General features: G+C 63.7%; 29 protein-coding genes. 17 read left to right on the forward strand and 12 right to left on the reverse strand.

Annotated elements, in window-relative coordinates; genetic code table 11:
• Positions 1-3 precede the first annotated feature (3 nt).
• Positions 4-426 (reverse strand): large conductance mechanosensitive channel protein MscL, encoded by a 423-nt coding sequence (mscL, locus tag QU596_RS13130; RefSeq protein WP_308516057.1) that lies wholly within the window; start codon positions 424-426, stop codon positions 4-6.
• A gap of 156 nt (positions 427-582) precedes the next feature.
• Here mscL and QU596_RS13135 point away from each other — a divergent pair, with 156 nt between their 5' ends.
• The 11 genes from QU596_RS13135 to QU596_RS13185 all read left to right on the forward strand — a co-directional run bounded on the left by QU596_RS13135 (position 583) and on the right by QU596_RS13185 (position 8691).
• On the forward strand, positions 583-1170 hold the full coding sequence (locus QU596_RS13135; RefSeq protein ID WP_308516058.1) for a LemA family protein: 588 nt from the start codon (positions 583-585) through the stop codon (positions 1168-1170).
• A 1-nt stretch (position 1171) separates the two neighbouring features.
• A complete protein-coding gene (locus QU596_RS13140) occupies positions 1172-2008 on the forward strand; it encodes a TPM domain-containing protein (protein ID WP_308516059.1) in 837 nt (278 codons plus the stop codon).
• Positions 2002-2679, forward strand: a complete 678-nt coding sequence (locus QU596_RS13145; protein ID WP_308516061.1) for a TPM domain-containing protein — start codon at positions 2002-2004, stop codon at positions 2677-2679. The genes QU596_RS13140 and QU596_RS13145 overlap by 7 nt, the downstream gene beginning before the upstream one ends.
• Before the next feature lie 29 nt (positions 2680-2708).
• Positions 2709-3191, forward strand: a complete 483-nt coding sequence (locus tag QU596_RS13150) for an NUDIX hydrolase (RefSeq protein ID WP_308518002.1) — start codon at positions 2709-2711, stop codon at positions 3189-3191.
• A 31-nt stretch (positions 3192-3222) separates the two neighbouring features.
• On the forward strand, positions 3223-4056 hold the full coding sequence (locus QU596_RS13155; RefSeq protein WP_308516063.1) for a metallophosphoesterase family protein: 834 nt from the start codon (positions 3223-3225) through the stop codon (positions 4054-4056).
• A gap of 37 nt (positions 4057-4093) precedes the next feature.
• Positions 4094-4948: a carboxylating nicotinate-nucleotide diphosphorylase gene (nadC, locus tag QU596_RS13160; protein ID WP_308516064.1), complete on the forward strand. Its 855-nt coding sequence runs from the start codon at positions 4094-4096 to the stop codon at positions 4946-4948.
• 119 nt (positions 4949-5067) lie between these two features.
• Positions 5068-5427, forward strand: coding sequence for a hypothetical protein (locus tag QU596_RS13165; RefSeq protein ID WP_308516065.1), 360 nt, complete (start codon positions 5068-5070; stop codon positions 5425-5427).
• 103 nt (positions 5428-5530) lie between these two features.
• Positions 5531-6937 (forward strand): NAD(P)H-dependent flavin oxidoreductase, encoded by a 1407-nt coding sequence (locus QU596_RS13170; protein ID WP_308516066.1) that lies wholly within the window; start codon positions 5531-5533, stop codon positions 6935-6937.
• Entirely contained in the window at positions 6937-7416 is a 480-nt protein-coding gene (locus tag QU596_RS13175; RefSeq protein ID WP_308516067.1) for an SH3 domain-containing protein, read from the forward strand. The genes QU596_RS13170 and QU596_RS13175 overlap by 1 nt, the downstream gene beginning before the upstream one ends.
• 19 nt (positions 7417-7435) lie before the next feature.
• On the forward strand, positions 7436-7891 hold the full coding sequence (locus tag QU596_RS13180) for a RidA family protein (RefSeq protein ID WP_308516068.1): 456 nt from the start codon (positions 7436-7438) through the stop codon (positions 7889-7891).
• A gap of 563 nt (positions 7892-8454) precedes the next feature.
• Complete coding sequence (locus QU596_RS13185) at positions 8455-8691, forward strand: hypothetical protein (RefSeq protein ID WP_308516069.1); 237 nt, start codon at positions 8455-8457, stop codon at positions 8689-8691.
• Between the two features lie 198 nt (positions 8692-8889).
• Here QU596_RS13185 and QU596_RS13190 read toward each other — a convergent pair whose 3' ends face one another.
• Positions 8890-9516, reverse strand: coding sequence for a hypothetical protein (locus tag QU596_RS13190; RefSeq protein WP_308516070.1), 627 nt, complete (start codon positions 9514-9516; stop codon positions 8890-8892).
• Positions 9517-9773: 257 nt separating this feature from the next.
• Here QU596_RS13190 and QU596_RS13195 point away from each other — a divergent pair, with 257 nt between their 5' ends.
• A complete protein-coding gene (locus QU596_RS13195) occupies positions 9774-9947 on the forward strand; it encodes a DUF3606 domain-containing protein (RefSeq protein ID WP_308516071.1) in 174 nt (57 codons plus the stop codon).
• A gap of 144 nt (positions 9948-10091) precedes the next feature.
• On the opposite strand, the gene QU596_RS13200 is transcribed toward QU596_RS13195, so the two are convergent.
• From QU596_RS13200 to QU596_RS13235, 8 genes are all read right to left on the reverse strand, one after another.
• Positions 10092-10295 (reverse strand): hypothetical protein, encoded by a 204-nt coding sequence (locus QU596_RS13200; protein WP_308516072.1) that lies wholly within the window; start codon positions 10293-10295, stop codon positions 10092-10094.
• 103 nt (positions 10296-10398) lie between these two features.
• On the reverse strand, positions 10399-11157 hold the full coding sequence (locus tag QU596_RS13205) for a hypothetical protein (protein WP_308516074.1): 759 nt from the start codon (positions 11155-11157) through the stop codon (positions 10399-10401).
• The gene (locus tag QU596_RS13210; protein ID WP_308516075.1) at positions 11154-11708 is read right to left on the reverse strand and encodes a hypothetical protein; all 555 of its coding nucleotides are present in this window, start codon (positions 11706-11708) and stop codon (positions 11154-11156) included. Before QU596_RS13210 ends, QU596_RS13205 begins: the two co-directional genes overlap by 4 nt.
• A 20-nt stretch (positions 11709-11728) precedes the next feature.
• A complete protein-coding gene (locus QU596_RS13215) occupies positions 11729-12187 on the reverse strand; it encodes a hypothetical protein (RefSeq protein ID WP_308516076.1) in 459 nt (152 codons plus the stop codon).
• 605 nt (positions 12188-12792) lie between these two features.
• Positions 12793-12945, reverse strand: coding sequence for a hypothetical protein (locus QU596_RS13220; protein ID WP_308516077.1), 153 nt, complete (start codon positions 12943-12945; stop codon positions 12793-12795).
• An 18-nt stretch (positions 12946-12963) separates the two neighbouring features.
• Complete coding sequence (locus QU596_RS13225) at positions 12964-13272, reverse strand: hypothetical protein (RefSeq protein ID WP_308516078.1); 309 nt, start codon at positions 13270-13272, stop codon at positions 12964-12966.
• A 46-nt stretch (positions 13273-13318) separates the two neighbouring features.
• Positions 13319-16300: an excinuclease ABC subunit UvrA gene (gene uvrA, locus QU596_RS13230; RefSeq protein WP_308516079.1), complete on the reverse strand. Its 2982-nt coding sequence runs from the start codon at positions 16298-16300 to the stop codon at positions 13319-13321.
• Positions 16301-16444: 144 nt separating this feature from the next.
• The gene (locus tag QU596_RS13235; protein ID WP_308516080.1) at positions 16445-17503 is read right to left on the reverse strand and encodes a TIGR03032 family protein; all 1059 of its coding nucleotides are present in this window, start codon (positions 17501-17503) and stop codon (positions 16445-16447) included.
• Positions 17504-17777: 274 nt separating this feature from the next.
• Between QU596_RS13235 and QU596_RS13240 the strand changes: the two genes are divergently transcribed.
• Complete coding sequence (locus QU596_RS13240; protein WP_308516082.1) at positions 17778-20114, forward strand: FG-GAP-like repeat-containing protein; 2337 nt, start codon at positions 17778-17780, stop codon at positions 20112-20114.
• A 74-nt stretch (positions 20115-20188) separates the two neighbouring features.
• Here QU596_RS13240 and QU596_RS13245 read toward each other — a convergent pair whose 3' ends face one another.
• Complete coding sequence (locus QU596_RS13245; RefSeq protein WP_420030927.1) at positions 20189-22354, reverse strand: RNA degradosome polyphosphate kinase; 2166 nt, start codon at positions 22352-22354, stop codon at positions 20189-20191.
• A 72-nt stretch (positions 22355-22426) separates the two neighbouring features.
• Here QU596_RS13245 and QU596_RS13250 point away from each other — a divergent pair, with 72 nt between their 5' ends.
• The 4 genes from QU596_RS13250 (at position 22427) to QU596_RS13265 (ending at position 25979) form a co-directional block, all read left to right on the forward strand.
• Entirely contained in the window at positions 22427-22816 is a 390-nt protein-coding gene (locus QU596_RS13250; protein WP_308516085.1) for a hypothetical protein, read from the forward strand.
• A 39-nt stretch (positions 22817-22855) separates the two neighbouring features.
• Complete coding sequence (locus QU596_RS13255; protein WP_308516086.1) at positions 22856-23407, forward strand: inorganic diphosphatase; 552 nt, start codon at positions 22856-22858, stop codon at positions 23405-23407.
• A gap of 186 nt (positions 23408-23593) precedes the next feature.
• Positions 23594-24073: a hypothetical protein gene (locus QU596_RS13260; RefSeq protein WP_308516088.1), complete on the forward strand. Its 480-nt coding sequence runs from the start codon at positions 23594-23596 to the stop codon at positions 24071-24073.
• A 79-nt stretch (positions 24074-24152) separates the two neighbouring features.
• Positions 24153-25979 carry a DUF885 domain-containing protein gene (locus QU596_RS13265; protein WP_308516089.1) on the forward strand — a complete coding sequence of 609 codons (1827 nt, stop codon included), beginning with the start codon at positions 24153-24155 and terminating at the stop codon, positions 25977-25979.
• 51 nt (positions 25980-26030) lie between these two features.
• On the opposite strand, the gene QU596_RS13270 is transcribed toward QU596_RS13265, so the two are convergent.
• Positions 26031-26660: a PEPxxWA-CTERM sorting domain-containing protein gene (locus QU596_RS13270; protein ID WP_308516091.1), complete on the reverse strand. Its 630-nt coding sequence runs from the start codon at positions 26658-26660 to the stop codon at positions 26031-26033.
• Positions 26661-26794: the final 134 nt, after the last annotated feature.

Genomic DNA, 26794 nt, shown 5'->3' on the forward strand with positions numbered 1-26794 from the left:
CGCCTAGCGCCGCTTCAGTTCGTCGCGGATCTCGGTGAGCAGCTCGACCTCGGTCGGGCCCGCGGGCGCGTCCGGGCCTTTGCGCATCGCCTTGTTCGCGGCCTTGATCATCAGGAAGATGATGAAGGCGAGGATCAGGAAGCTGACGCACTGGGTCACGAACTCGCCCCAGCCGAGCACCGGCGCGCCCGCCTGCTTGAGCGCCGCATAGTCGGTCAGCGAGCCCTGGTAACCGGCAGGCACCGGACCCATGAGCAAGAAGTGGCTGGAGAAATCGATCCCGCCGAAAATCTTGCCGATGATCGGCATGATGATGTCGTCGGTCAGACTGGTCACGATCTTCGCGAAGGCGGCGCCGATGATCACGGCGACGGCGAGGTCGAGGACGTTACCCTTGGCGATGAATTCCCGGAATTCCTTCAGCATCGAAGCGCTCCTGCTGCTGGGTCGGCGGAACGACAGTAGCGCGACTGGCCGCGAAGGGAACCCCGCCAAGCCTCGTGTATTAATTCGTTAAGACAGCATCTTGAACGGCTGATAGCCCGCATCTACTTATGCGCGACTGATTAGAGGGGACCACCAATGACTGCACTTCGTCGTTTCGGTTTGCTCACGCCGCTGGCCGCCATCACCCTGGCCGGCTGCGGGTTGAACAGCGTCCCCACGGCCGAGGAAAACGTCAACGCCAAGTGGGGCGACCTCCAGGCCGACTACCAGCGCCGTTCCGACCTGATCCCGAACCTGGTGGCGACGGTGAAGGGCTATGCGCAGCAGGAAAAGTCGGTGCTCACCGAAGTCACGCAGGCCCGCGCCAGCGCCACCCAAATCAAGCTGTCGCCGGGCGACCTGAGCGATCCGCAGAAGGTCAGCGCGTTCAACGATGCCCAGAACCGCGTGACGCTCAGCCTGCAGCGACTCCAGGAGGCCTATCCGGACCTCAAGTCCAACGCGAATTTCCTCGCGCTGCAGGACCAGCTGGAAGGCACCGAAAATCGCATCAACGCGTCGCGGCGCGATTATAACGAGGCGGTGCAGGCCTATAACACGCGCATCCGGACCTTCCCGGACGCGGTCGGCGCGAAGATCTTCTACGGCGCCAAGCCGAAGGTGCCGTTCGAAGCGGCGTCCGGCGCCCAGAATGCGCCGAGCGTGAACTTCAACGCGAGCTGACATGAAACAGGCAATCGTCGCTTTGCTGCTGGCGCTGTTCGCGCTGGCAGCACCCGCGACGGCGCAGACGTTTCCGGCGAACAACGGGTCGCCGGTCGTCGACCAGGCGGGCATTCTGACGCCGGCACAGGTCGCGGACCTGCAGGCGAAGGCGCAGACCCTCTACACGCAAACCGGGCGCGCCTTCGCCGTGGCGACGGTGAAGAGCCTCGAGAATTACGACGTCAACGATTACGCGTACCGGCTCGGCAGGGCGTGGAAGCTGGGCAGCGCCAAGGAAGACGACGGCGTTCTGCTGCTGGTTGCGCCGAACGACCGCAAGGTGGCGATCGCGACGGGTTATGGCGCGGGATCGTACATGACCGATGCCCTGTCCGGCATCATCATCCGCGAAAACATCTTGCCCTACTTCAAGCAGAACCCGCCGGATTACGGCGCCGGCATCGAAGCGGGCAGCGACGCCATCATCAAGCAGATGACCGCGACCGCCGACGTCCAGCAGGCCAATGTCGCAAAGGCCGAGCAGGCGAAGAAGCAGCGCCAGCAGTCGGGCGGCAGTTTCCTGCCGGTGATCTTCTGGTTCTTCGTCATCGGATTCATCATCCTGTCGCACTTCCGGCGCGCGTCAGGCCGCCGTTATCGTGGACGCGGCGGGAGCGGGATCAATCCGTGGGTCGTCCTCTGGGGCCTGAATGAACTGAGCCGCGGGTCGCGCAGCAGTGGCTGGAGCGGCGGTGATTGGGGTGGCGGTTCCGGCTGGGGCGGCGGCGGTGGCGGCGGCTTCGGCGGGTTCGGCGGCGGGTCGTTCGGCGGCGGCGGGGCGTCCGGCTCATGGTGACGCGGCTGACCGATGAGGACCACGACAAGGTCAGCGCTGCGATTGCCGCCGCGGAAGCCCGGACAAATGGCGAGATTGTCGCTGTCGCGACGCCGATCAGCGACCCTTATCACGACGTGGCGCTGCACTGGGCAATGGTGCCGCTGTTTGCAGTCCTCGCCTGGGCGGCATGGCGTCCAACCGCGCTGGCCTGGTGGTACGATTTTCTTTTCGGGGGCTGGCAGGCCGATCCGACGCTAAGCCAGTTGCTGACGCTGCTGATGGTGTTCGCGGCGCTCAAGTTCACGGTGGCACTGCTGATCCTGAAGTGGATGCCACTGCGGCTCGCGCTCACACCCGGGGCAACCAAACATCGCCGCGTACGGCGCCGCGCGGTCGCCATGTTCAAGGCCGCTGCGGAGCGCCGCACGGTGGGCCGGACCGGTGTCATGATCTATCTGTCAATGGCGGAGCATCGCGCAGAGATCATCGGTGACGAGGCAATTACGAAAGTCACGACGCCGGAGACGTGGGGCGAGGCGATGAGCGCGTTGCTGGTCCACGTCAAAGAAGGCCGCGTTGGCGACGGAATTGTCGCGGCGATCGAGCAAGTTGGCGTGGTGCTGGCCGAGCACTTCCCGCGCACCGAGGGCGACGTGAACGAAATCCCCGACAAGCTGATCGAGCTGTGAACCTCGACGACCTGCCGCCGGCCGAAGTGATGTGGGAAGGTAAGTTCGTCCGCGCGATGAAGCGCGAGCGGTGGGAATATGCCAGCCGGACACGTGGCATCCGCGCCGTCGTCATCCTTGCCGAGCATGAGGGCAAGGTGATTCTCGTCGAGCAGCCGCGCGTACCGACCGACTGCCGTTGCATTGAGCTCCCCGCCGGATTGGTCGGCGACCATGATCCTGACGCCACGGTCGAGGAAACCGCCGTCAAGGAGCTGGAAGAGGAAACCGGCTTCACGGCCGAGCGGATCGAGCGGCTGGGCGACTTCTTTGCCTCGCCCGGCATGCTGGCGGAGGGCTTCACCCTCGTCCGCGCGCATGGCGTGTGCAAGATCGGCGAGGGTGGCGGTGACGAGCATGAAGATATCATCGTTCATCTCGTGCCGCGCGCGGAGGTTCCGAACTTCCTCGAACAGAGGCGGGCCGAGGGGCTGGGGATGGACGCGAAGCTGTTGCTGCTGCTGAATTACTGAACCCCCGCGATGGCGGCGCGTTGGTGCGCGCATGACGCGTATCGTTCATTTGTCCGATCTTCATTTCGGTGCCCATGACGAGCGGCTGGTGGAGGCCGTCGACTGGGAAATCGATCAGCTCAAGCCTGACCTTGTCGTGGTCAGCGGCGACTTCACGCAGCGCGCGCGGACCGAGCAATTTCGCCAGGCGTGCGAATTTCTCGATGGCCTTCGCGAACGCGGACATGAAGTGCTGGGGGTGCCCGGCAATCACGACGTTCCGCTGTACGACGTCCTGCGGCGCTTCCTCTCGCCGCTGGCGCGTTACCGGCGCTTCATCGACGAGACGCTTTGTCCGTTCGTCGAGCTCAAGAATGTCGCCGTGCTCGGCGTAAACACCGCCCGGTCGCTGACGTTCAAGGATGGCCGCATCAACAATGAGCAGGTTGCCTTCATTCGCGAGACCTTCGCGCGCACCCCGAGCGAGTCGTTCCGCATCCTTGTCACGCATCACCCGCTGTTCGCGATGCGCGTGGGCGAGGAAGTCGAGCGGGCGATCGGGCGGCAGGAACTGGCGCTCGATGCCGTCGAGGAATCCGGCGTCGACATGGTGCTCGCGGGGCATGCGCATCACGCGTCCAGCGGCGACGCCGGCGACATGGCGACACGCGCCGGCGGGGTGCTGGTGGTGCAGGCCGGCACGGCGACATCGACGCGCGTGCGCGAGCAGGAACAGAGCTTCAATACCATCGACATCGCGGACGATTTCGTAACGCTGACCATCAACGGCTGGACGGGCGACGACTTCAAGCCGAAGGATGCGCAGCGATACGAATGGGTCGAAGGCCGCTGGAAGCTGAAAGCAGCGGCCGAAGCGGCGCACTGACTTGTCTGGCGGCGCGCGCAGCGCCAAGACCGCAAGCATGAGCATTCCCGATAATTTCGAATTGGCCGAATTCGTTCAGCGCGTACTGGGCGAGGATCTCGGGACCGGCGGCGATGTCACGTCGAACGCGACGATCGAGCCGGACGCTAGCTTTACCGCCGAAATGAATGCGCGGCAGGCGATGGTCGTCGCTGGCCTCGACGTCGCGGCGGCGGTCTTTCGGGCCCTGGATGTGCAAGTGGCAATCGAGACGCCAGTTGTGGATGGTGAGCGCGTCGAAGCCGGAACGACGCTGATGCGCTTGGCCGGTAATGCACGCGCAATGCTCGCGGCGGAGCGTTCCGCGCTGAATACGCTGCAGCACCTATCGGGTATCGCCACCCTCACACGCCGGTACGTCGACGCGATCGAGGGAACTGGTGCAATCCTGATCGACACGCGCAAAACGCTTCCGGGCCTGCGCGCGCTGGACAAATATGCGACACGGATGGGCGGCGCGCAAAATCATCGCATGCGGCTGGATGACGGCGTGCTGATCAAGGACAATCACGTTGCCGTATGCGGCGGCGTCGAGGAGGCGGTGCGCAAGGCCAAGGCGGCGAAGACCGGCCTTCAGGTGCAGGTGGAGGTCGATCGGATCGATCAGATCGAGCCTGCGCTGGAAGCTGGCGCGGACCGGCTGCTCCTCGATAACATGGACCCGGCGATGCTTCGGGAAGCGGTGAAGCTGGTACACGGGCGTGTGCCGCTGGAAGCGTCGGGCGGCGTGACGCTGGAAACCATCCGTTTTCTTGCCGAGACCGGGGTAAACTTCATTTCGGTGGGCCGGATCACGCAGTCCGCGCCGGCGGTCGACATTGGTTTGGACTATTCGCTCGCTTCGACGAATTAGTAGGCAAGCTTATCGATTCCTGACTGTAATGTTCAGAACCGCGACAGCCACCCAGGCGTATCTCCTCCAACATATGGTCGCGCGTCCCCCAGCGGCCGTCACATTCGAGGAGTGTTTCGATGCTGAAGAAAATCGCACTTGTCGCATCGGCAGCCGCACTGGTTGCCGTCCCGGCGACTGCCCAGGCCCAGCGCTATTATGGCGGTTATGCGCCGTCCTACAGCTACGGCTACAGCTATCCATCCTACGGTTATGGCTACAACAGCTATCCCAGCTACGGCTATTCGTATCCGGCCTATGGCTACAACGGATATAACCGCGGCTACGGCTATAACGGCTACGGTTACAGCAACTATGGCTACAGCAACGGCAGCAATGTCGGCGCGGCTTTGGTTGGCGGCGTGATCGGTCTGGCGATCGGTTCGGCAATTGCCGGCGATAATCATCACCATAAGCGCTACTATCGCCGCTATCGCTAAGCGTTAGGCAAGCGACAAAGTTGGCGGGCCGGGGAGCAATCCCTGGCCCGCTTTCGTTTGCCCAGCGTGCGCACTATAGCGGCGCAAAACCGGGAGACGGAATTTGTTCAAGGGCCTTCAGCCCATCATGTACGGCGGGCGCGAAGTGTGGCCGCTTGTCGAAGGCGGCAAGGGCGTCAGCGCGACCAACCACGCCAGCAGCGGCGCCTGGGCGGCCGCCGGCGGAATCGGCACTGTTTCGGCCGTGAATGCTGACAGTTACGATCCTGAAGGACGGATCATCCCGCAAATCTACGCCGGCATGACGCGCCGCGACCGGCATGAAGAACTGATCAAATACGCCATCGATGGCGCGGTCGCGCAGGTTCAGAAGGCCTATGACATGGCGTCCGGCAAGGGTGCCATCAACATCAACGTGCTATGGGAAATGGGCGGCGCGCAGCGCGTGCTGCAGGGCGTTCTCGAACGCACCAAGGGGCTCGTCAGCGGCGTCACCTGCGGCGCGGGCATGCCCTATAAGCTGAGCGAAATCGCGGCGTCGCACGGCGTCAGCTATCTGCCCATCATCAGCTCGGCCCGCGCGTTCAGCGCGTTGTGGAAGCGGGCTTACCACAAGGCCGCGGAATGGCTGTCCGCGGTGGTCTACGAGGATCCGTGGCTGGCCGGCGGTCACAACGGCCTCAGCAATGCGGAAGACCCGCGTCAACCGCAGGATCCCTATCCGCGCGTTGCGGCGCTGCGCCAGACGATGCGCGACAATGGCATTGCCGACAGCGTTCCGATCGTCATGGCCGGTGGTGTATGGCGGCTCGACGAGTGGGAGGACTGGATCGGCAATCCCGAGCTTGGGCAGATCGTCTTCCAGTTCGGCACCCGACCGCTGTTGACGCAGGAAAGCCCGATCCCTGCCGAGTGGAAGGCGCGGTTGATGACGCTGGAGGAGGGCGACGTGCTGCTGCACCGCTTCTCGCCGACCGGCTTCTATTCCTCCGCGGTGCGCAACCCCTTCCTGCGCAACCTCGAAGCGCGCAGCGAGCGCCAGATCGCCTTCACCAAGGAATCGATCGGCGATCACCATTTCCAGCTCGACGTTGGCATCGGCACCAAGAAGAATTTCTGGGTGACCAAGGGCGACCTGATCCACGCGCGCGAATGGTATGCCCGCGGCTATACCAACGCGATGAAGACGCCGGACGACACGCTGATCTTCGTCACGCCCGAGGAAGAAAAGCAGATCCGCGTCGACCAGGCCGAGTGCATGGGCTGCCTCAGCCAGTGCTCGTTCTCAAGCTGGGCCGATAATGAGAAGAACTCGACCGGACGCCTGGCCGACCCGCGCAGCTTCTGCATCCAGAAGACGCTGCAGGACATTGCCCACGGGGGACCGGTGGAGAACAACCTTATGTTCGCCGGCCATGCGGCGTTCCGCTTCAAGAGCGATCCCTTCTACTCGAACGGCTTCATCCCGACAGTGAAGCAGCTCGTAGACCGGATCCGAACCGGCGCCTGATGCGGGGCAGGGGGGCGCTCACTGCACTGCTGATCGTCGCCGCCGCGGCTCCCGCCGCGGCGCAGGATAAGCAGCCGCCTTATTGGGCGTCGATCGCCAGCGGACAGGCACAGACGCGCACCGGGCCGGGCAAGAATTACCCCGCCGTCTGGCTATACCAGCGCCGCGACCTGCCGGTTCGGGTGGTCAAAAAATATGAGAACTGGCGGCTGATCCAGGACCCCGACGGGGCGCAAGGCTGGATGCTCGTGACCCTGCTCAGCGACCGGCGGACGGCGATCGTCAAGCCGGGCCAGCCGCGCGACATCCGCGTCGGCGCCTATGACACCGCCAAGGTTCAGTACCGCGCGCAGCCCGGCGTCGTTGGCCGCATCAGCAAGTGCAGCGACGGCTGGTGCCGGATCGAGGTCGGCAAGCGGGAGGGCTACATCCGCGTGTCCGACGTCTGGGGCGTCGGCGAAAATGAGGCGGTCGACTAACCAGCAAGCAGGGGGACGCATGAAGATCATTGCCGCAATCGCCACCGGAGCCCTGACCATGGCCAGTCCCGCCAACGCCGCCCCCCGACCCGCCGTCCAGCATTACGGCAACCCGACGCTCAACGGGCAGGCGCTGCCCTTTTCCGAAGCGGTTCGCGTCGGCGACGTCCTCTATCTGTCGGGTCAGCTCGGCCGCGGCCCGGACGGCAAGCTGCCCGAAGGGATCGAGGCGCAGACGCGGCAGACGCTCGACAATATCGGCGCGACGCTGAAGCTCGCCGGCCTGACGCACGCGGATATCTTCCACTGCACCGCGATGCTCGCCGACATGAAGCTGTGGCCGGACTTCAACAAGGCGTACGTGACCTACTTCCCCGAGGGGAAGCGGCCGGCGCGGAGCGCGTTCGGCACCAGCGGCCTTGCCCTTGGCGCGCTGATCGAGCTCGAGTGCCAGGCCTACGCCGGCAAGAAGTAATCCCGGATCGGGACAGTCCCGCCTAAGCAGTTGGAACGACCGCGGCGCCGACCCATTGAGTCGGTGGCGATTGCCGGGGTTCGCCCGGTTGCCGCTCAAAACCGGAAAGAGGCAGCGTCGGAGCGCGTAGTGGTCGCGGGGCTGCCTCTTTTCGCGACAAACCGCGCTTAGTGTCGCTTATTTGCGGCTCAACCCCGCGTTTTCCCGGTCCAAAACGCCTTTAATCGCGCTAATCTTCCGTGAAACATCGCCGGAAGTCCCCTCTGAACGGCGGCGTGGAACGGGCTTAAGGTCACTAAGTTCACGCCGTGCGGCGCTTTTCCCGTGAACTTACGTCCGCAGCTGCGCGATGCCGCGACCGCTCCGGAGATCAAGCATGGCCCGCTCCGTGTAGGACAGCGGTTTTTCGCCGACCCGGATCGCCTGAGCCTGGCCTTGCCGGGAACATCGGAGGGGCGCTTCGGCGTCCCCCTTTTTTGTCTGTGACAGCGGCGGTTGAGCCCCGAGCGGATTGATGCAGGTTGATTTCGGGAACGCTCGCCGCGCGCGGGCGCTGCGGGGGCGTGGAGAGCTTTCGCGTCACCGTGGTGGACGAGCATTTCGTTGCCGAGGACGACTTCGAGGCCGCGGACGAGCAGGCCGCGCTGGCGAAGGCTCTCCGCAGCGCGCTCGACATCGCGGCCGAGCAGGTGTCGGCGGGCAAGCCCTTCTTCGGCGCCGAGGTCACGCTCAGCCGCGGCGAGGCGGTGCTGTCGCGGATGGTGGTGTCGGTCGGCGTCTCGCCGCTCAAGAACGGCTGAGCGCGCCTAGCGCCGGTTGACGCCGAGGCGGCGGCCCGCGTCCGGTACCGGCTCGAACGGTCTCCGCATCTCCACCGGCGCGCTACCGCCGGTCGCGGCGCGGGGTTTGAGGAGGAGAAACAAGACCCGGCGGGAAGGGGTGCCAACCCGCCGGGCCGAGGCGCGCCGCGAACGGGCGCCTAACCGATCGACGCCCTGTTAGCGGTTCCAGCCGTTGTTGCGGCCGATGCGGACGTTGGTCACCGCGCCGCGATAATCGACGTTGCAGCGGAAGCTGACGTCGCCCTGGGCATAGGCCTGGTTCCGGTACTGATTGCCGTACTGCCCGCCATAGCCGCCGCCCGAGCTCATCATGCCCGATACGCGCAGGCCATTGCCGCGGCGCTCGACATTGGTGATCGAGGTGACGCGCATCGCGCCCATCCGATTGTAGCCCTGCTGGCGACCGTAGCGCGGGTCGTACTGCTGCTGACCGTAGCCCCCGCCATATTGGGTCATCGCCTGGCTCATCGCCGCGGTGGAGCACTGGCGCACGGCCTGGCGGTCGGTGACGCTGTAGCGGCTGCCGAGCAGCTGATCGATGACGTCGGTGATCGGGTTGCCGGTGCTGTAGCCCGGCTGGCCATAGGTCTGTTGCCCGTAGCCCTGTTGATAGCCCGGCTGGCCATAGCCCGCTTGCGGATTGTAGCCCGGCTGGCCCGGATAGGGCTGCGGCACCGATTGCGGGTAGGCGGGCTGGGCATAGCCGTAGCCCTGCGCCGCGAGCGGAGCGGACAAGCCGCCGATCGCCGCCGCGGCGGCGAGGTAGGGGGTGAAACGGGTCATGGGGAAATTCCTCGGTCCCACGCGGAAAGTGCCGCTGAGTTCAGGGGTAGAACGCGCCCTCAGCCAATAAGACCCATGAATATGAGATAACGAGCCACAGGATCGCCGGGCGCAGGGGATCGATTGCAAGGCAGTCGATGGCGGCGCGTTTGGTGCTGCGGCCGTAGGGCAGGGCGAAGACAGCAGCGCTCCAGGATTGGAGAGCACGAGCGGCGGGTGTATGATCCGTGCCCGTGCCGCATCGAAGGAGTGACACCATGGGAAACACCGCCAGTGACCGCCGCACCGTCGCCGCCAGCGACCCCAGCGAAGTGCGCTATTTCGGCAAGAAGCACGGCCTCACCGACGACGAGGTCAAGGCGCTGATCAAGCAGCACGGCAACGACCGCAAGACGCTCGAGGCCGCCGTCGCGGCGAGCAGGCCCGCCTAGCGACGGACACGCCGGCCGGCTTTTAGCCGGTCGCTACCGCATTACCTGCGGTTGACGCCGAGGCGGCCTTCGCCGTCGGTGATGGCGGCGCGCCGCGTGCGGCGGTCGTAGGCGCAGAGCTTCACGTCGATGACGTTGCCGCGGTCAGACGATGCGCAGCTCGACCGGGACGGTGTCCGGGAAGCTCGCCGTGTCGCCGACGATCTTCTTCTGCTTGAGGTCGACCATCGACAGGCAGGCGCGGTTCACGGCGCGGTTCATCGACGCCCAGGCCTGCGGCGTGCTGGCGCCGGCGGCTGAGCCGGCGAGCATTGCGGCGGCGGCGAGAAGCAGGCGGGTGGAGGGCATGCGGCATCTCCCGCCAAAAGGGCAACGCTCTGAGAGATGCAGGGAGTACGTCTGTAGGGGTCCACAGAGTTCGGTGGGTCCGACGTTTGGAAACCTGGAGGGCTTATAGATTGATCTTGGGCAGTACATCTTCTTCGACCCGCGTCGACCCAAGGGGCGAAAGCGAGACTAGTTTGTTCGAGGGGTCGTATTCAAGCAGCCTAACCCGGTGAGCTTTTCGCAGAATATCGCGTCGATAAACCGTCGCATTGGAGTGCTCTAGATCTGCGACGAGATCGGCTTCCGCAACGGGATCTGCAGACGAATAAAGAAGAACGAGCGTCTTCTCCAGCATGGTCAGGCTTGTTGCCAAGACTCGGCGCCGGACGCCTGTCTCCCAAACCAACGGCATCTGTCTTTCGGATATCGCCTCGACCAGATTCTGCGCCTCGTCGATCGACACTCCGTAGAACAGCCTAATCAGTTCCGACACAACCCACTTGCTCATGTGCAGGACGCACACTGAGTCCATGTGATTTGGGTCGACATCACCCCCGATGTGGCCGACGCTTCTGCTGTTCCGAATGTCATAAAGCGGAATCAAAATGCTTGGGATCAGCAGACGGACCGATCGGCCGAAGGATGAATTTGCCTTTTCGAGGTCAAGGCATGCTTGCCTGAAATTGGACGGCTTACCTGGCTTTGGCGAAAAGCAGCCGTCTACATGGCCCTTCAAAATTGAGTAAGCGACCTCGCATAGCTTTCCGCCATTAAGTTCGGCTGGTTCCCACCTTCGTTCCCTGAAGTTTCGCTCAATCTCGCGGTACTTCGCAAACAGCTCGTCTTCGAAGTTATTAGGAATTCCATTCAGATAATACGTCATCTTGCTGCCTTCGCCGGCAGTCCGTGTTCAATTAGATTCTCCCCCATCGAAGTAACCTTGATTTCTTCGGCATCGGCAGTGTCCAGCCAACCCTTTGAACCAGCCTGTTGCAGAGTGTTTTTAAGGTCTGATGGAATGGGCCATCCTAAAGTCTTGAAGAATGTATACACCGCCGAGACTGTTATTTTATCAAGCTCCAACACATCACGCAGGTAGTAAACAGCGACGACACACTTCTGCATTACGTTTGAAGGAGTTTTCTCTGATGCAAACTGCGCTGCTGACTTCTTGCCCGATGGAGAAAGGTTGAGACTTTTATCCATCGAGATGATCGACTTAATCTTCGGCCTTTTCCCTGACTTTTGAATAGATTTAGACTTTGGAGCCGATGTTGGACTGCTCGTTGGGTTGCTAGACATGCTTGGGTGCACGGCAGTGCCCGCGCCAGATCCAAACTTAGCATTCAGCCAAGCAAGAACCCGGTCTCTTTCGTCAGTCGAGAGTTTCTCTAACTTCTCAGAAATCGCTTTGAGTGCGTCTAACTCGTCCACGCGCCCACCCCTCCAGACGTCTATTCTGAATGTCCGAGTGCCTTCAGCCCTTCGGGTGTGATGAAGAAACCATCCGCGGCTTTCTCACAAAAGCCCTTCGACACATTTAGATTCAGCGAGTCGGCCGGATTGCTCAGCTTCTTCTGATGGTTTTCCTGCAAGGCCTTACTCACAAGAGCAGTTTTGAGGTTCTTTTCACCTTTGAGACGCAGCCAATCTGCAGTTGCTAAGAAGCGCTGAACTTGATTGGTTTCCCCGCCTTTCTCTTTTATGTAGGAAGCAAGAGATCCGACGATCTTCGCAGAGTTCTTACTTGGTTGTCCCGCTTCGTCGATTGCTGCTGCAGGTACGGAAGCGACCTTACCCAGTTCGGGAAGCTTCGACACTACGAACTCAAGTTGCTTCGCAATCCAGACTTCGCTTCCTTGTGCTGAGAACTTGAGACTGCCAAGCTCGAACTGCACGCTAGAGTCGGTCATTTATCCCCCTTTATTCGGCGGGGATAATGTGCCGCGTAACCTTTAGCTAATCAACAATACCTACTTCGCCCCAATCTAATCCGGCTCTTCGACCACCACCTTGCGCGCCCGCGCCGGACGCTTGGGCTTCGTCTCTACGATCTCCGGCTTGAGGCTCGCGCATTTTAGCAGCGGCTTCAGGTATATCCCCGTCGCGCTCGGGGTCCCTTAAGGGCCTAATCGAGGTCGTCGTTGAGTTCCCTTCCTGACCGTTCGGCTCGGTCAGGTCAGGAGATACGGAAACGTCAGTAACAACTTCCTTTGGGATGGGCAGGATCGCTGCAGTCGCCCGAGCAATTCTTTCCATCAGAGCAGGTCCAACTATAGCTGACTGGCTGACCACTTCCATAACAAGTCACAGTGCAGGTTTTCGTCAATGCGCGTTCGCCGTTCGTGATGAGTTGATGCCCAACGGTGACGCAGCCCGAATCTTTCCGGTCCACCGTAATTTCAACTTCGGTGCCGTCATCGAGACTTAGCATGGTGGTTCTCATAGCCGTGCTCCTAAATGACCGAGCACCGCCTTCTTAACACAAATTAAATTTCACTTAAATTCTCGACCCTTGCTACTTCGCCCCAATCAAATCCGGTTCTTCCACCGACACCCGACGCGCCCGCGCCGGACGCTTCGGCTTCACGTCAACAATCTCCGGCTTAACGCTCGCCCGCTCCAGCAGCGGCTTCAGATACATGCTCGTCGCGCTTTCCGGGGCCTCCACGATGCGCTCCGGCGGCCCTCAGCTTTGGATGCGCTCGTCGAAGCATTGGCCGATTATCGGCCGCAGCGCGTCCTCGTCATAAGCGCCATGTGGTTGCGCAATTCCGGCGCTGGCTGCCCTGCGAACGACGCATCCGCATATGGCCTCGGCATCACTGCGTGACTTCGTGATCGGCTCCGCCTTCGCGACGCATTGCGCAGTGCGCGCTTCGGTGGTGTCCATGGCCGCCAGTTCGCGGTTGGTGCCTGTCGCCCTCCATATGATCAGCGGAATGCCGATCACCACGAAAGCGAGTCCGAAGCCCTTGGGTGCCTGTGTTCCTGCCATGGCTGCGGGTCGTAGCGCGCAGCCGTAAGCAAGGGATTAAGTCGGGCTACTTCGCCCCAATCAAATCCGGCTCTTCGACCGCAACCTTGCGCGCCCGCGCCGGACGCTTCGGCTTCGTCTCCACGATTTCCGGCTTGACGCTGGCTCGCTCCAGCAGCGGCTTCAAATACATCCCCGTCGCACTCTCCGGGGCCTCCACGATGCGCTCCGGCGGGCCTTCGGCGATGATGCGGCCGCCGTTGACGCCGCCGCCGGGGCCGAGGTCGATGACCCAGTCGGCGGTCTTGATGACGTCCAAATTGTGCTCGATCACCACCACGGTGTTGCCCTGGTCGGCGAGGCGGTGGAGGACTTCGAGGAGCTTGCGAACGTCCTCGAAATGGAGGCCGGTGGTGGGCTCGTCGAGGATGTAGAGCGTGTTGCCGGTGGCGCGGCGCGACAGCTCCTTCGACAGCTTGACGCGCTGCGCCTCACCGCCGCTGAGCGTGGTCGCGGGCTGGCCGACCTTGACGTAGCCGAGGCCGACTTCCTTCAGCATCTCCATCTTGTCGCGGATGCCGGGGACCGCCTTGAAGAAGTCGGCCGCGTCCTCGACCGTCATGTCGAGCACGTCGGCGATCGACTTGCCCTTGAACTTCACCTCCAGCGTCTCGCGGTTGTAGCGGGCGCCGTGGCAGACGTCGCAGGTGACGTAGACGTCGGGCAGGAAGTGCATCTCGATCTTCAGGAGGCCGTCGCCCTGGCACGCCTCGCAGCGGCCGCCCTTGACGTTGAAGGAGAAGCGGCCGGGCTTGTAGCCGCGCGCCTTGGCCTCCGGCAGGCCGGCGAACCAGTCGCGGATCTGGGTGAAGGCGCCGGTGTAGGTGGCGGGGTTGGAGCGCGGGGTGCGGCCGATCGGCGACTGGTCGATGTCGATGACCTTGTCGAGCTGCTCGAGCCCGGTGATCTTGCTGTGCGGGCCGCAGGGGATGCGGGCGCCGTTGAGGGTGCGCGCGGCGGCGGCGTAGAGCGTGTCGATGGTCAGCGAGGACTTGCCGCTGCCGCTGACGCCGGTGACGCAGGTGAAGGTGCCGAGCGGGAACTTGACCGTGACGTCGGCGAGGTTGTTGGCGGTGGCGTTGTGGACGGTGACATACTTGCCGCTGCCCTTGCGCCGGGTCTTGCCGAGCGGGATCTCGCGGCGGCCGCTGAGGTAGTCGGCAGTGATGCTCGACTTGCACTTGAGCAGGCCCTTGAGGTCGCCCGAATAGATGACCTCGCCGCCGTGGACGCCGGCGCCGGGGCCCATGTCGATGACCTGGTCGGCGGCGCGGATCGCGTCCTCGTCATGCTCGACCACCAGCACGGTATTGCCGAGGCCGCGCAGGCGCTTCAGCGTTTCGAGCAGGCGGTCGTTGTCCTTCTGGTGGAGCCCGATCGAGGGCTCGTCGAGGACGTAGAGGACGCCGGAGAGGCCGGAGCCGATCTGGCTGGCGAGGCGGATGCGCTGGCTCTCGCCGCCTGACAGCGTGCCGCTGGTGCGGTCGAGGTGGAGGTAGTCGAGCCCGACGTTGTGGAGGAAGCCGAGCCGCTCGTTGATTTCCTTGAGGATGGCGCGGGCGATCTCGCGCTGCTGCGGGCCGAGCTTTTCCTCGAGCGCGCCGAACCAGGCGTGGGCATCGGCGACGCTGCGGCGGGAGGACATGGAGATGTCCTCGCCGGCGATCTTGACGCTGAGCGCCTCGGGCTTGAGGCGGGCGCCGTGGCACACCTCGCACGGGCGTGACGACTGGTAGCGGGAAAGCTCCTCGCGCATCCAGGCGGACTCGGTCTGGAGCATGCGGCGGTTGAGGTTGCCGATGACGCCCTCGAAGGGCTTCTTCACTTCATAGCTGCGCTTGCCGTCGATGAAGCGGAGGGTGACGGGCTTGCCGCCGGTGCCGTGGAGGATGACGCGCTGCGCCTCTTCCGGCAGGCGCTCCCAGGCGGTGTCGAGGTCGAAGCCGTAGGCGCGGGCGAGGCTGGACAGCACCTGCATGTAATAGGGGCTGGGCGGGTTGGACTTGGCCCAGGGGACGACCGCGCCCTTCTTGAGCGAGAGCGCGTGGTTGGGGACGACGAGGTCTTCGTCGAACACGAGCTTCTCGCCGAGCCCGTCGCAGGCGGGGCAGGCGCCCTGCGGCGCGTTGAAGGAGAACAGACGCGGCTCGATCTCGGCGATGGTGAAGCCGCTGACTGGGCAGGCGAACTTTTCGGAGAAGACGATCCGGCCGGGGGGCGCGTAGTCGAGCTTCATGCCTTTCGGCGCGGCGGCCTCGTCCTCGGGCGACGGGTCGGCGGGGTCGAGGAAGGCGAGGCCCTCGGCGAGCTTGAGCGCGGTCTCGAAGCTGTCGGCGAGGCGGCTCTCGATGCCCTCGCGGACGACGATGCGGTCGACGACGACCTCGATGTCGTGCTTGTACTTCTTGTCGAGGGCCGGCGCGTCCTCGATGGCGTGGAACTCGCCGTCGATGCGGACGCGCTGGAAGCCCGCCTTCTGCCATTCGGCGAGCTCCTTGCGGTACTCGCCCTTGCGGCCGCGGACGACGGGCGCGAGCAGGTAATGGCGGCTGCCCTCGGGCAGGGCCATGACACGGTCGACCATCTGGCTGACCTGCTGCGCCTCGATCGGGAGGCCGGTCGCAGGGGAGTAGGGGACGCCGACGCGCGCCCACAGCAGGCGCATGTAGTCGTAGATTTCGGTGACCGTCGCGACCGTCGAGCGCGGGTTGCGCGAGGTCGTCTTCTGCTCGATCGAGATGGCCGGCGAGAGGCCGTCGATATGCTCGACGTCGGGCTTCTGCATCATCTCGAGGAACTGGCGCGCGTAGGCGGACAGGGACTCCACGTAGCGGCGCTGACCCTCCGCATAGATGGTGTCGAAGGCGAGGCTCGACTTCCCCGATCCGGACAGGCCGGTGATGACCGTCAGGCTCTCCCGCGCGATGTCGACGTCCACGGCCTTGAGATTGTGTTCGCGCGCGCCGCGGACGGAAATGTGAGTCAGCATAGGATCGGCTTCGTTCCGTTTATGTTCTGATCTAGCGTGAGGTGCCGCACCCGGTCAACGCGGCTGTTGGAATATGGGTGCGGGCGCGCGAATTGCGAGTCAGATCATCGGGCAGCCGGCGATGTCTGCTAGAAACGAGCGCGCTTACTCCGCGATCGATATCACGCGGTGTACATCCTCGCCCTTGAAGCCGATCAACATCGGCCGGATCACGCCGGGGAGAATGGCGACATCGTACAGTTCACGGACGACGCCGCTGATGCGCAGCCACGCGGCCATGGTGCCGGTGTTCAAGTCAAAGACGGCAAGGCCGCAGCGAGCCTCGGTGTCCCGTGCGCCGAGCGCGGCGTCGAGCGGGAGCCCCGCGAAGGTGCGGTCGTCGCGCGCCAGTGACAGGCCGACAACGGCATAGTCACCGATAAAGGCGAGCCCGCGCGCATAGCCCGGGCAGAACCCGATCGGCTCGAACTTTCCCGACGCGACGTCGACGGTTCCAAATTCACCTGCGCCCGAATTGAGTACCCATAACCTGTTCCGATAAAGCCGCGGCGAGTGGGGCATCGACAGGCCGTCCGCGACGATGTTGCCGCTCGCGATGTCGATGATCACGCCGCCGTCGGCACGACGATCACGCCAGCCATCCGCGACATCGGATCGCGAAACCGCGGTCGCGTAGCGCGGAACCCCGCCTTCCACCGCGAAGCCATTGAGATGACAACGGTCCTCCGGCGCCAGCGCCGATATGAAGTCCGGTTTCCAGATCGGCCTGAAGCTGTGGCCATCGGCGACCGCAGCAATGCAGGAGAACAAGGTATTCACGAAGATGGGCCGATGATCGGCGTCCAGCGCAACGTCGTGGGCGTCGACATCCGCGGTCACCCATGCCGCATGCGGGGCGTAGACCGCATCATAGGTGTCCGGCGCAGCCCCACCTGGCGGCACCACGTTGTCGAAGCGATGGACCTGATATTCGGTGGCGAGCGCGAATGTCCTGCCGTCCGCACTCACGCCAAGCCCCATGCTGCGCGGGAATGTCCGTTCAAAGATCGACAGGCGGCCATCGCGCTGGAGCCCAAGCAGGAACAACTTTCCCGCCTGATAGGTCGTGAAGGCAATCGAGCAGCGCGCAGAGTGCAGCAGTTCGGGGAACCGTCCGGAAGTCTCCAGGACAAAGGTTTCATCCGGTTGAGCGTCGCCGGGCATCCGCATCCCCCTCGAGCAAAGCGCGACGATGATGCGCGCGTTTCAAGATGATTGCCAACAACCAGGGGCAACACCTGCAGCAGCTTTCAGTGGAAGGGGGGTGTGTCAATGGATTGGAAGAGAGGTCAGGCAATGATCGTTTTTCGATCACATGTTCATCATGGCCATTGGTGCGCACGAGGAGCAATGCCGACTCGCCGTCGTTCAGGTGGCGCCGCGACCGACCGCCGTGTGCCGCCGATGACGTGCAAGGACTCCAGCGGGGAGCAAGGGCATGGGCACCATCGTCGATCTTGGAAATTTGGGTTCGCGAGGCGTCACCGTTCCGGGTGAAGGCGTTTATGACCAGGCGGGGGCCAGCGTGTCGGGTGCCGGCGATTTCAATGGCGACGGCTTCGACGACTATATCATCGCCGCCACCACTGCCGATGGCTATTCGGGCGTTTCCTACGTCGTCTATGGCGGTGCCCAGCGGACCGCGTCCGTCGATCTGTCCAAGCTGACGAGCAATGTCGGCTTCGCGATCAAGGGGACGGGGTACGCCATACTTCACGTTGCCAGTGCCGGCGATGTGAATGGCGACGGCTTCGACGACCTGCTGATTGGCGCTGCGGGCGGCGGGTTCTACTACGGCGGATCGACTAAAGCTTATCTTGTGTTCGGTCGGCCGGGGGGTGTCGGCACCATCAACGTGGGCCAGCTGGCAGCTTCCGACGGGTTCGCCGTATCCGGGCTATACGGCTACGGAGGCAACCGGCTGAGCGTTTCCTCGGCGGGCGACATCAATGGTGACGGGTTCGATGACATCGTCGTCGGCATGACGAACATGTCGCCCGGTGGGTCGGCGTTCGTCATTTACGGCAAGGCGGGCGGCTTCGCGAATATCGACCTCACCGATGCTGCCGCAACCAGCGCCGTCGTCAGGGGCGCGGCCAACGGCGACGCGCTCGGCGCGAGCGTGTCGTCTGCCGGTGACATCAACGGCGATGGCTTTGATGACCTGATTATCGGTGCGCCCTACGCCAATACCGGCGGCGCCGGTGCGGGGCAGGCCTATGTCATCTTCGGCAAGGCGGCAGCGCTGGGCACCGTCGACGTCGCCAATATGGCAGCCGGCGCCGGCTTCACGATTCAGGGCGATTCAGCGGGCGACGCGGCCGGCTGGGTGGTGCATTCGGCCGGCGACATCAACGGCGATGGATACGACGACCTCATCATCGGCGCACCGTTCGGAGACGACGGCGGCGACGGGGCAGGCGAAGCTTATGTTTTGTTCGGCCACGCGGGCACGTACGCAAACATCGACCTGACCAATATTCCTGCCGGCGCCGGATTTACGATTATTGGCGACCGGGCCGGCGACGATACGGGATTCAGCGTCGCGGGTGCGGGGGACGTCAACGGCGACGGATATGACGACATCGTCATCGGCGCGCCGTTTGCGGACGATGGCGGCAATTCTTCGGGCAACGCGTATCTGATTTATGGCCATGGTGGCGCCTTCGCGAACCTCGACCTGTCCAACCTCCCAGCAAGCGCCGGAACTGCGTTTCGCGGCCACACCCTAAATGACAACGCCGGTATGAGCGTGTCGGGCGCGGGAGATGTCGATCGCGACGGCTTCGACGACCTCATCATCGGATCCCCCTATTCCGACCAGCGCGCGGACGCATCCGGCGCGGCCTACGTCGTTTACGGGCGGAACAGCTTCGCCCCCGATACCGCCAATGATTTCAACGGCGACGGACGCAGCGACCTGCTGCTGCGCAGCGACAGCGGCGCGATCGCGACCTGGCTGTCATCTACGAGCGCGTTCGCGCCGGGTTGGGGCACCATGCTGTCGACCGACTGGAAGGTCGTGGAAACGGGAGACTTCAATGGCGATGGCCGCGACGACATCCTGTGGCGCAACGACAGTGGCGCAGTGTCGACATGGCTGGGCGGGACGAGCGGCGGTTTCAGTGTCGGCTGGGGAACCGGCCTTGCGCTTGAGCAGAAGGTCGCCGGCGCGGGCGATTTCAACGGCGACGGGTTCGACGATATTCTGCTCCGTACGGACGCCGGCGGCATCTCCATGTGGCTCGGCGGTTCCAGCGGCGGGTTCGTGGGGGGGCCGTCGACGACGATCGCGGCGAGTTGGAAAATCGACGGGACAGGCGACGTTAACGGCGATGGCCGCGACGACATCATCTGGCGCAACGACAGTGGCGCCGTGGCGACATGGCTTGGCGCCGCGAACGGAACCTTCGCCCCCGGTTGGGGCACGTCCGTCGGCACCGATTGGAAGATTGCCGCGACCGGCGATTTCAACGGCGATGGCCGGACCGACATCCTGTGGCGCAGCGATGCTGGCCAGGTGTCCGACTGGGCGGGGCAGAGCAATGGCGGCTTCACGCCGACATGGGGAACCGCGGCGCCCACGGGATGGAGCGTTGCGAGTGTCGGCGACCTCAACGGCGACGGGTTCGACGACATCGTCTGGCAGCAGGATTCGACCGGGCAGTTGAGTGCGTGGCTCGGCAGTTTCTCGGGTGGTTTCTCAACGGTGAATGCTGCGGGCTATTCGAATCCCTTGGCGTCCAACTGGCACGTGCAGGATCCGTTCTTCTAAGCACCACCGCCGAACGCCCGCCAGTGGTCAATCGCGGGTAATCGTGGGCGCCGCGGACAAGTCCGGGCGCGCGGTCAGCTTCCCTTGTCGAAGCGCAGCTTGGGGACACGCCGCCCGCGCTTGAGGGCCTGCCCACGTCCCGAAAGCGACGGATTGGCCATGAAATAATCGTGCAGGTTGAACCGCCGGTCACCCTTGGGCTGCAGGCGGGCATAGCTGCCGTCGGAGCGCAGCTGCCAGCTCTGTTCGTTGTCGATGAGGTTGGCGAGCATCACCTGATCGAGCAGCTGGGCATGGACAGTCGGGTTGGTGATCGGGAGCATGTATTCGATGCGGCGATCGAAGTTGCGCTGCATCCAGTCCGCCGAACTCATGTAGACCTTGGCGTGCCCGCTCGGCAGGTCGTGGCCGTTGGCAAAACACCACAGCCGCGCATGTTCGAGAAAACGGCCGACGATGGACTTCACCTGGATGTTTTCGGACAGGCCCTTCACGCCGGGGCGCAGACAGCAGATGCCGCGGACGACGAGGTTGATGGGGACGCCGGCGGCGCTTGCTTCATAGAGCTTGTCGATCATGACCTTGTCGACGAGCGCATTCATCTTGGCCCACAGGCCGGCGGGTTTGCCGGCCTTGGCCGCGTCGATCTCAACATCGAGGAGACGGATCAGCTCATCCCGCATGTTCTGCGGAGAGATGACGAGCTGGCGAAGATTGCGCGGTTCGAGATAGCCGGTGATGTAGTTGAACAGCTTGGCCGCTTCGCGCCCCAGCCTCGGATCGGCCGTGAAATAGCTAAGGTCGGTGTAAATGCGCGCGGTCACGGGGTGATAATTGCCCGTGCCGAAATGGCAGTAGATGCGGTTGCGCTTCTCCTCGCGGCGGACCACCATCGCCACCTTGGCGTGCGTCTTCCAGTCAATGAACCCATAGACCACCTGCACACCCGCGCGTTCGAGGGCGTCGGCCCACATCAGATTCTGTTCTTCATCGAACCGCGCCTTGAGCTCGATGACCGCAGTGACGGACTTGCCCGCTTCCGCGGCGTCGATGAGCGCCTTGATGACGGCCGACTGCTTGCCGGCACGGTAGAGCGCCTGTTTGATGGCGATGACGTCGGGATCGGCAGCGGCCTGCTTGATGAACTCCACCACGACCTCGAAGCTTTCGTAGGGATGGTGGACGAGGATGTCCTTTTCCTTGATCGCCGCGAAGCAATCGCCGCCATGTTCACGGATACGTTCGGGGAAGCGTGGGGCGAAGGGCGGGAACTTGAGGTCGGCGCGGTCCTCCTCAACCAGTTGCGCGAGGTCGGCCATGCCGAGAAAGCCGCGGGTCGCCGACGTCACGGCATTGCCGGCGTTAAGGCCCTCGTGGATTACCTGCACGAGGCTGTCGGACATGTCCTCCTCAAGCTCAAGCCGGACCACGCGTCCACGCCGCCGACGCTTAATCGCGGTGCGGAAGAAGCGGACCAGATCCTCCGCTTCCTCCTCGACCTCGATGTCACTGTCGCGGATGATGCGGAAGGCGCCGCCGCGCAGCACCTCGTATTTCGGAAACAGATATTCGGTCTTGCGGCGGATCAGCACTTCGAGCGGAATGAAGCGCGCGCGGTCGCCGGGAATGCGGATGAAGCGCGGCAAGGCGGCAGGCGCCATGATCAACTCGCGCACCGTGGCTTTGCCCTTCTTCAGCTCGAAGATCAGGCTAAGCCCCTGGTTCGGAATGAACGGAAAGGGGTGTGCGGGATCGATCGCCTGCGGCGTGATGACCGGGAAAATCTGCTCGCGGAAATGCTGGTCGAGCCAGGCCTCTGCGGCATCATCCAGCGGCTTTTCGCCGACGACATCCATCCCGGCCTCCTGGAGGCTCGCGCGGAGTACTGCCCAGCTGTCGTGCTGGTTGGCCACCAGGGCATCAGCGGCCGTCGCAATCTCGCTCAGTTGCTGGGTCGGCGTGCGGCCATCCATCGAGAGATCTTCGACGCCGAGCGCCTGGTGCGCCTTCAGACCGGCAACGCGGACCATGTAGAATTCGTCGAGGTTGCTCGCGGAGATGGACAGGAAGCGAACGCGTTCCAGCAGGGGATGCTGCGGGTTGCTGGCTTCCTCCAGCACGCGGCGGTTGAACGCCAGCCAACTCAGTTCGCGGTTGAAGTAGCGCGGCTCCGCGGACGGCAGAGGTTCCGGCGCTTTGCTCACCGACGTTCGCGGACCAGATTGTTGCGCATCGCTCATGTCGCTAAACTGAAACCGAGTTTGATTACAGTCTTGTGACCAAATGACGCGCGCGTGGGCGGGAGAGGCCGAATGTCCAAGGACAAGAAGAAAAAGGGCAAGAAGGACGGTAAGTCCAAGGACAAGCTGAAGGCGCTGGCGCAGAATCCGCTGGTGGCGGACGTCGTTGCCGCGGCGCTGGTTGCAACCGCTGCGGCGCTGAAGGACAGCAAGCGGGCGCGCGCCCTCGCCTCAGCTGCCGCCGACGAACTCACTGCCTTGTCAAAATCGACCTCGAATACAGGCTCCGCGATGTGGGAGCTGGCGCTCCAGGTCGGGCGCCAAAGCTTGCAATCCTTGTTTACCGAAAGTGCGAGCGAGGACGAACCTGCGGGCTCGAAGAAGGCGAAGCTCAAGGTCAAAGCGGGTAAATCGAAGAGCGAGGGCGAAAAGCGACCGCGCAAAACGAAGACTTCCGATTAAGCCGACGCAACTTCCGTTGCGCTCAGGCATTCGCGAACGATGATTCCTCCGCCGCTAGAGACGCTTCCACACGAGCTCAATCGCGCCAAGCTTACCTGCCAGGCGATCGTCGAGGCGCCCGCGGGCTCACGCGTGAAAGTCTATTACGATCCGGAGAGCCACCGCTTCCGCATCGGCAAATTTCTTCCGATCGGAATGGTCTTCCCGCTCGACTTCGCCTTCATTCCCTCAACGCTGGCGGGAGACGGGGATCCCGTCGATCTTCTCATCTTGCCGGAGGCGGCGCTGCCGGTTGGGTCGCTGGTCACCGTGCGGATCCTCGGCATTCTGGAGGCCGAGCAGTTCAAGCCGAACAAGAAGCCACGCCGTAACGACCGGGTTATCGCACGGCTGAACGAGAGCAAGCTGTTCGCCGAGGTGCGCCATCTCGATGAGCTCGGCGGGAAGTTCGTCGAGGAATTGAGCAGCTTCTTCAGCACCTACAAGCGCTTGCGCAACCAGACCTATAACGTGCTGTCCGTCGGCGGACCCGAGCGTGCTGCGGACCTCATCCTGGAGGGTGCGGCGGAATATTCAAAGCGCACCGCGTAATGATTCCGCAGGGCGCAAGCGATGGGCGTCGCGGGGCACTCGATTGAGCTCGTTCCCACAAGCTGGACTGTCCCACTAGCGGAAGCTAGCTCTGAAGGCCGTATGTTTCTGGTCACGCGCAGAAGCCTTTTGCTCCTTGCTGCAGTGGTTGCGGCCCCCGCATTGGCGCAGACCGTTCCCATTTCAATGAGCCCATTCGCGGGCAGCAATTCCGAAGATTCGACGGCCAACACCGGCTATCCGTTCGGCGAGTCCGAAGCGATGGCGCGACAGATGGCCAATGGGGTGCGGCTGACGCGGCTGAACCATGACCTTTGCTGGCAATATGGCTGCCTGGTGATCGCCAACCAGTCCAAGAACTATCGGATCACCGAATTCCGGGTGCAGGAAGCGGCGCGCAACGGGACGATGCAGTGGAGCGCCAACCAGTTCCGCCAATTCGGTTCGGGTGTCGAGCCGCGCAAGGCGGTGTTCCTGTTCAAGACAGGCAAGCCGGAGACGTGCGACTGGCCGGTGCTGTTCACGCTGAGCGACCCGAAGCGGCGCGAGACGATGACGGTGCAGATGCGCGCCAGCCTGTGCGTCTCGCCGCACCGGGACTCGCTAGTGCGGGTCAACGTCGTGCATCCGGAAGTGACGGTCGGCGAGCCGCAGCCGGGCAGCTAGCGCCGGGCATATCACACGCGATTGACAAGTAAGGTGGCGCCGCCAGTCTCAGGCGCCTTCTTTCCGGAGTCTCCCGCCAATGCTCGATCGCCGCCAGTTCCTGCTCACCACCACCAGCGCCGCGGCTGCGGTGGCCGTTCCCGTCAAGCTTGGCGCGCAGCCGGTTGCCGCCGGCTCCTCGCCGCAGCTGGCGGCGTTGTTCGACACGCTGTTCAACGAGCAATTGCGGCAGAGCCCGGAGAATGCGACGCAGCTTGGGCTCGATAAGGGCGCGAATGCCGATCTCCGGTCGAAGCTTTCCGGCGCAGACGATGCGGCGCGCTCCGCTTCGCGGGCGCTCACCGCAAGCCAGCTGGCCCGGCTTGAGGCATTCCCGCGTGCAGGGCTGAACGAGCTCGACCGGCTCAACCTCGATGTCGTGACCTATACGCGGCGGTCGACGGCGAGCATCCAGAAGTTCAACTTCGGCGGCAATGCTTTCGGGCCGTCCCCCTACGTCGTGTCCCAACTGACGGGCGCCTACCAGTCGGTGCCGGACTTCATGGATACCAAGCATCCGATCGACACTAAGGAAGACGCCGATGCCTACCTTGCGCGGATGAGCGCCTTTGCGCGGCGGCTGGACGATGAGACGGCGCGGATGAAGCACGACGCGGCGCTTGGCGTAGTGCCGCCCGACTTCATTCTCGACCTGACGATCGCGCAGATGAAGGCGCTGCAGGTGCCGGCCGGCGAGACCGTGATGGTCAAGTCGATCGCGCGGCGCGCGGCAGCCAAGGGCCTAGGCGACGGCTATGCGCGTGATGCGGCGCGGATTCAGGAACAATCAGTCGCGCCGGCACTCGAACGGCAGTTAGCGGAGGTGCAGGCGCTGCGCGCAAAGGCGGTGCATGATGCGGGCATCTGGCGCTTCAAGGACGGGCCGGAATTCTACGTGCAGGCGCTGCACAATACGACGACGACGCGGCTGAACCCGGCAGAAGTGCACAAGTTCGGGTTGGACCAAGCGCGGATGATCTCCTCGCGGCTGGATGCGTTGCTGAAGGCGCAGGGCATGACGAAGGGCAGCGTCGGCGAGCGGATGGCCGCGCTCTACAAGGACCCGAAGCAGCTTTACCCGAACACGGACGAGGGCAAGGCGCAGGCGATCGCTTATTGCAACGAGCGTCTTGCAGCGATCCGTGGGCGGCTGCCTCAGGCGTTCAATCGGATGCCGCCATATCGCTTTGAAGTGCGCCGGGTGCCGCCGCAGACCGAGGCGGGCGCGGCGTCCGCTTTCTCGCAGGCGGCATCGATCGACGGCAAGCGGCCGGGCCTGGTATTTTTCAATCTGCACGACAGCGCGGAATGGCCGAAATTTTGCCTAGCAACGACCGTCTATCACGAGGGGCTGCCGGGGCATCAGTTCGAAGGCGGCCTGGCGCTGTCGAACCAGAACCTGCCGCTGATCCGGAAGACCGGAGGCTTCTCCGGCTATGGCGAGGGGTGGGCGCTCTATGCTGAGCAGCTGGCCGACGAGCTCGGCATGTATGACGACGACCCGCTTGGGCGGCTTGGCTACCTCAAATTCCAGCTGTTCCGTGCCAACCGCTGCGTCGTCGACACGGGTATTCATACGCTGCGGTGGAGCCGCGAGCAGGCGATCCGCCACTTCGTCGAACAGGAGGGCGAGGCTCCGGGCTTCGCCGCGCGCGAGGTCGAGCGCTATTGCGTGTCGGTCGGGCAGGCCTGCAGCTACAAGCTCGGCCACTCGGTGTTCACGGGCTTGCGCGAAAAAGCGAAGGCGAAGCTTGGGCCGCGGTTCGACATCAAGGCGTTCCACGACGCCGTGCTGAGCACGGGGCGCGTGCCACTCGACATCCTTCAGCAGGTCGGTGATCGCTGGCTGGCAGGGCAGGTCGCGTGAAATAGGCGGCCCGGTTTGCGGGCCGCCCCTTCATCGGCGACATCACGAACTTTAGGCTGCCTGTGCCATTTGCGCCGGCTTGCGGCGGCGGAGCGTTAGCCCCACGGCACCGAAGCCGAGCAGCATCATCGCCCACGTGCCGGGCTCGGGAACGGCAGCCGTGACCGCATTGATGCGGGCGTTGCCGACGACCGTGCCGGCCGCGAGGCTGGTGCCGAAGACGGTGTTGATCGCTCCCGCTGCCTGCGAGGTCAGCGCAAGGTCGTTGTTCACGAGGATATTGAAGAGGGGGGTTAGGCCCGGGATGGCGGCCCCGTTGGCTGTCGCGTTGCCGCTGACGGTTAGCATCGCTGTGTCGACGACGAAGTTGCTGAGAGCCAGGCTGCGGTTACCGGAAGCGGTGAACAGCAGGCCCGAACCGTCATGGTTCAGCAGAAGCGCGCCAGTGCTGTCGTTTTGCGTTCCACCGGTGATCGGGAAAGTTACGGTGGGAATGCCGTTGCTGAACGTTGCGGTAGCGGTTCCCGTCGGCGCGACGGTGATCCCTGCTGCGGTCAACGTCGGCGCGGCCGTCAGGGTGACTGCCGTCGTTCCACCAACGATAGGAACGGCGTTGGCGGGGGACGCGGACATGGCGGCGGTTAGGGCGAGAGTTCCCGCCAAGAGCTTCAATGATGTCATGGTCGATCATCCTTCGAGCTAAACGGCCGTCGGGGGTTCGGTCGGCCGTGCCGGGATAATCTGCGCCGCATCCGGCGGTTCCTGAGCGCCGCAGGAGCGATGGCGGTCAAGCCACTGATAATTAGCGGAAATAA

The sequence above is a fragment of the Sphingomonas flavescens genome (assembly GCF_030866745.1).
Lineage (GTDB): Bacteria > Pseudomonadota > Alphaproteobacteria > Sphingomonadales > Sphingomonadaceae > Sphingomicrobium > Sphingomicrobium flavescens.

What these genes read in the sequence shown, in the direction of transcription:
- mscL (WP_308516057.1), bottom strand. Translation starts at nt 426, where the DNA reads ATGCTGAAGGAATTCCGGGAATTCATCGCCAAGGGTAACGTCCTCGAC.
- QU596_RS13135 (WP_308516058.1), top strand. Translation starts at nt 583, where the DNA reads ATGACTGCACTTCGTCGTTTCGGTTTGCTCACGCCGCTGGCCGCCATC.
- QU596_RS13140 (WP_308516059.1), top strand. Translation starts at nt 1,172, where the DNA reads ATGAAACAGGCAATCGTCGCTTTGCTGCTGGCGCTGTTCGCGCTGGCA.
- QU596_RS13145 (WP_308516061.1), top strand. Translation starts at nt 2,002, where the DNA reads ATGGTGACGCGGCTGACCGATGAGGACCACGACAAGGTCAGCGCTGCG.
- QU596_RS13150 (WP_308518002.1), top strand. Translation starts at nt 2,709, where the DNA reads ATGTGGGAAGGTAAGTTCGTCCGCGCGATGAAGCGCGAGCGGTGGGAA.
- QU596_RS13155 (WP_308516063.1), top strand. Translation starts at nt 3,223, where the DNA reads ATGACGCGTATCGTTCATTTGTCCGATCTTCATTTCGGTGCCCATGAC.
- nadC (WP_308516064.1), top strand. Translation starts at nt 4,094, where the DNA reads ATGAGCATTCCCGATAATTTCGAATTGGCCGAATTCGTTCAGCGCGTA.
- QU596_RS13165 (WP_308516065.1), top strand. Translation starts at nt 5,068, where the DNA reads ATGCTGAAGAAAATCGCACTTGTCGCATCGGCAGCCGCACTGGTTGCC.
- QU596_RS13175 (WP_308516067.1), top strand. Translation starts at nt 6,937, where the DNA reads ATGCGGGGCAGGGGGGCGCTCACTGCACTGCTGATCGTCGCCGCCGCG.
- QU596_RS13180 (WP_308516068.1), top strand. Translation starts at nt 7,436, where the DNA reads ATGAAGATCATTGCCGCAATCGCCACCGGAGCCCTGACCATGGCCAGT.
- QU596_RS13190 (WP_308516070.1), bottom strand. Translation starts at nt 9,516, where the DNA reads ATGACCCGTTTCACCCCCTACCTCGCCGCCGCGGCGGCGATCGGCGGC.
- QU596_RS13195 (WP_308516071.1), top strand. Translation starts at nt 9,774, where the DNA reads ATGGGAAACACCGCCAGTGACCGCCGCACCGTCGCCGCCAGCGACCCC.
- QU596_RS13200 (WP_308516072.1), bottom strand. Translation starts at nt 10,295, where the DNA reads ATGCCCTCCACCCGCCTGCTTCTCGCCGCCGCCGCAATGCTCGCCGGC.
- QU596_RS13205 (WP_308516074.1), bottom strand. Translation starts at nt 11,157, where the DNA reads ATGACGTATTATCTGAATGGAATTCCTAATAACTTCGAAGACGAGCTG.
- QU596_RS13215 (WP_308516076.1), bottom strand. Translation starts at nt 12,187, where the DNA reads ATGACCGACTCTAGCGTGCAGTTCGAGCTTGGCAGTCTCAAGTTCTCA.
- QU596_RS13225 (WP_308516078.1), bottom strand. Translation starts at nt 13,272, where the DNA reads ATGGCAGGAACACAGGCACCCAAGGGCTTCGGACTCGCTTTCGTGGTG.
- uvrA (WP_308516079.1), bottom strand. Translation starts at nt 16,300, where the DNA reads ATGCTGACTCACATTTCCGTCCGCGGCGCGCGCGAACACAATCTCAAG.
- QU596_RS13235 (WP_308516080.1), bottom strand. Translation starts at nt 17,503, where the DNA reads ATGCCCGGCGACGCTCAACCGGATGAAACCTTTGTCCTGGAGACTTCC.
- QU596_RS13240 (WP_308516082.1), top strand. Translation starts at nt 17,778, where the DNA reads ATGGGCACCATCGTCGATCTTGGAAATTTGGGTTCGCGAGGCGTCACC.
- QU596_RS13245 (WP_420030927.1), bottom strand. Translation starts at nt 22,354, where the DNA reads ATGAGCGATGCGCAACAATCTGGTCCGCGAACGTCGGTGAGCAAAGCG.
- QU596_RS13250 (WP_308516085.1), top strand. Translation starts at nt 22,427, where the DNA reads ATGTCCAAGGACAAGAAGAAAAAGGGCAAGAAGGACGGTAAGTCCAAG.
- QU596_RS13255 (WP_308516086.1), top strand. Translation starts at nt 22,856, where the DNA reads ATGATTCCTCCGCCGCTAGAGACGCTTCCACACGAGCTCAATCGCGCC.
- QU596_RS13260 (WP_308516088.1), top strand. Translation starts at nt 23,594, where the DNA reads ATGAGCCCATTCGCGGGCAGCAATTCCGAAGATTCGACGGCCAACACC.
- QU596_RS13265 (WP_308516089.1), top strand. Translation starts at nt 24,153, where the DNA reads ATGCTCGATCGCCGCCAGTTCCTGCTCACCACCACCAGCGCCGCGGCT.
- QU596_RS13270 (WP_308516091.1), bottom strand. Translation starts at nt 26,660, where the DNA reads ATGACATCATTGAAGCTCTTGGCGGGAACTCTCGCCCTAACCGCCGCC.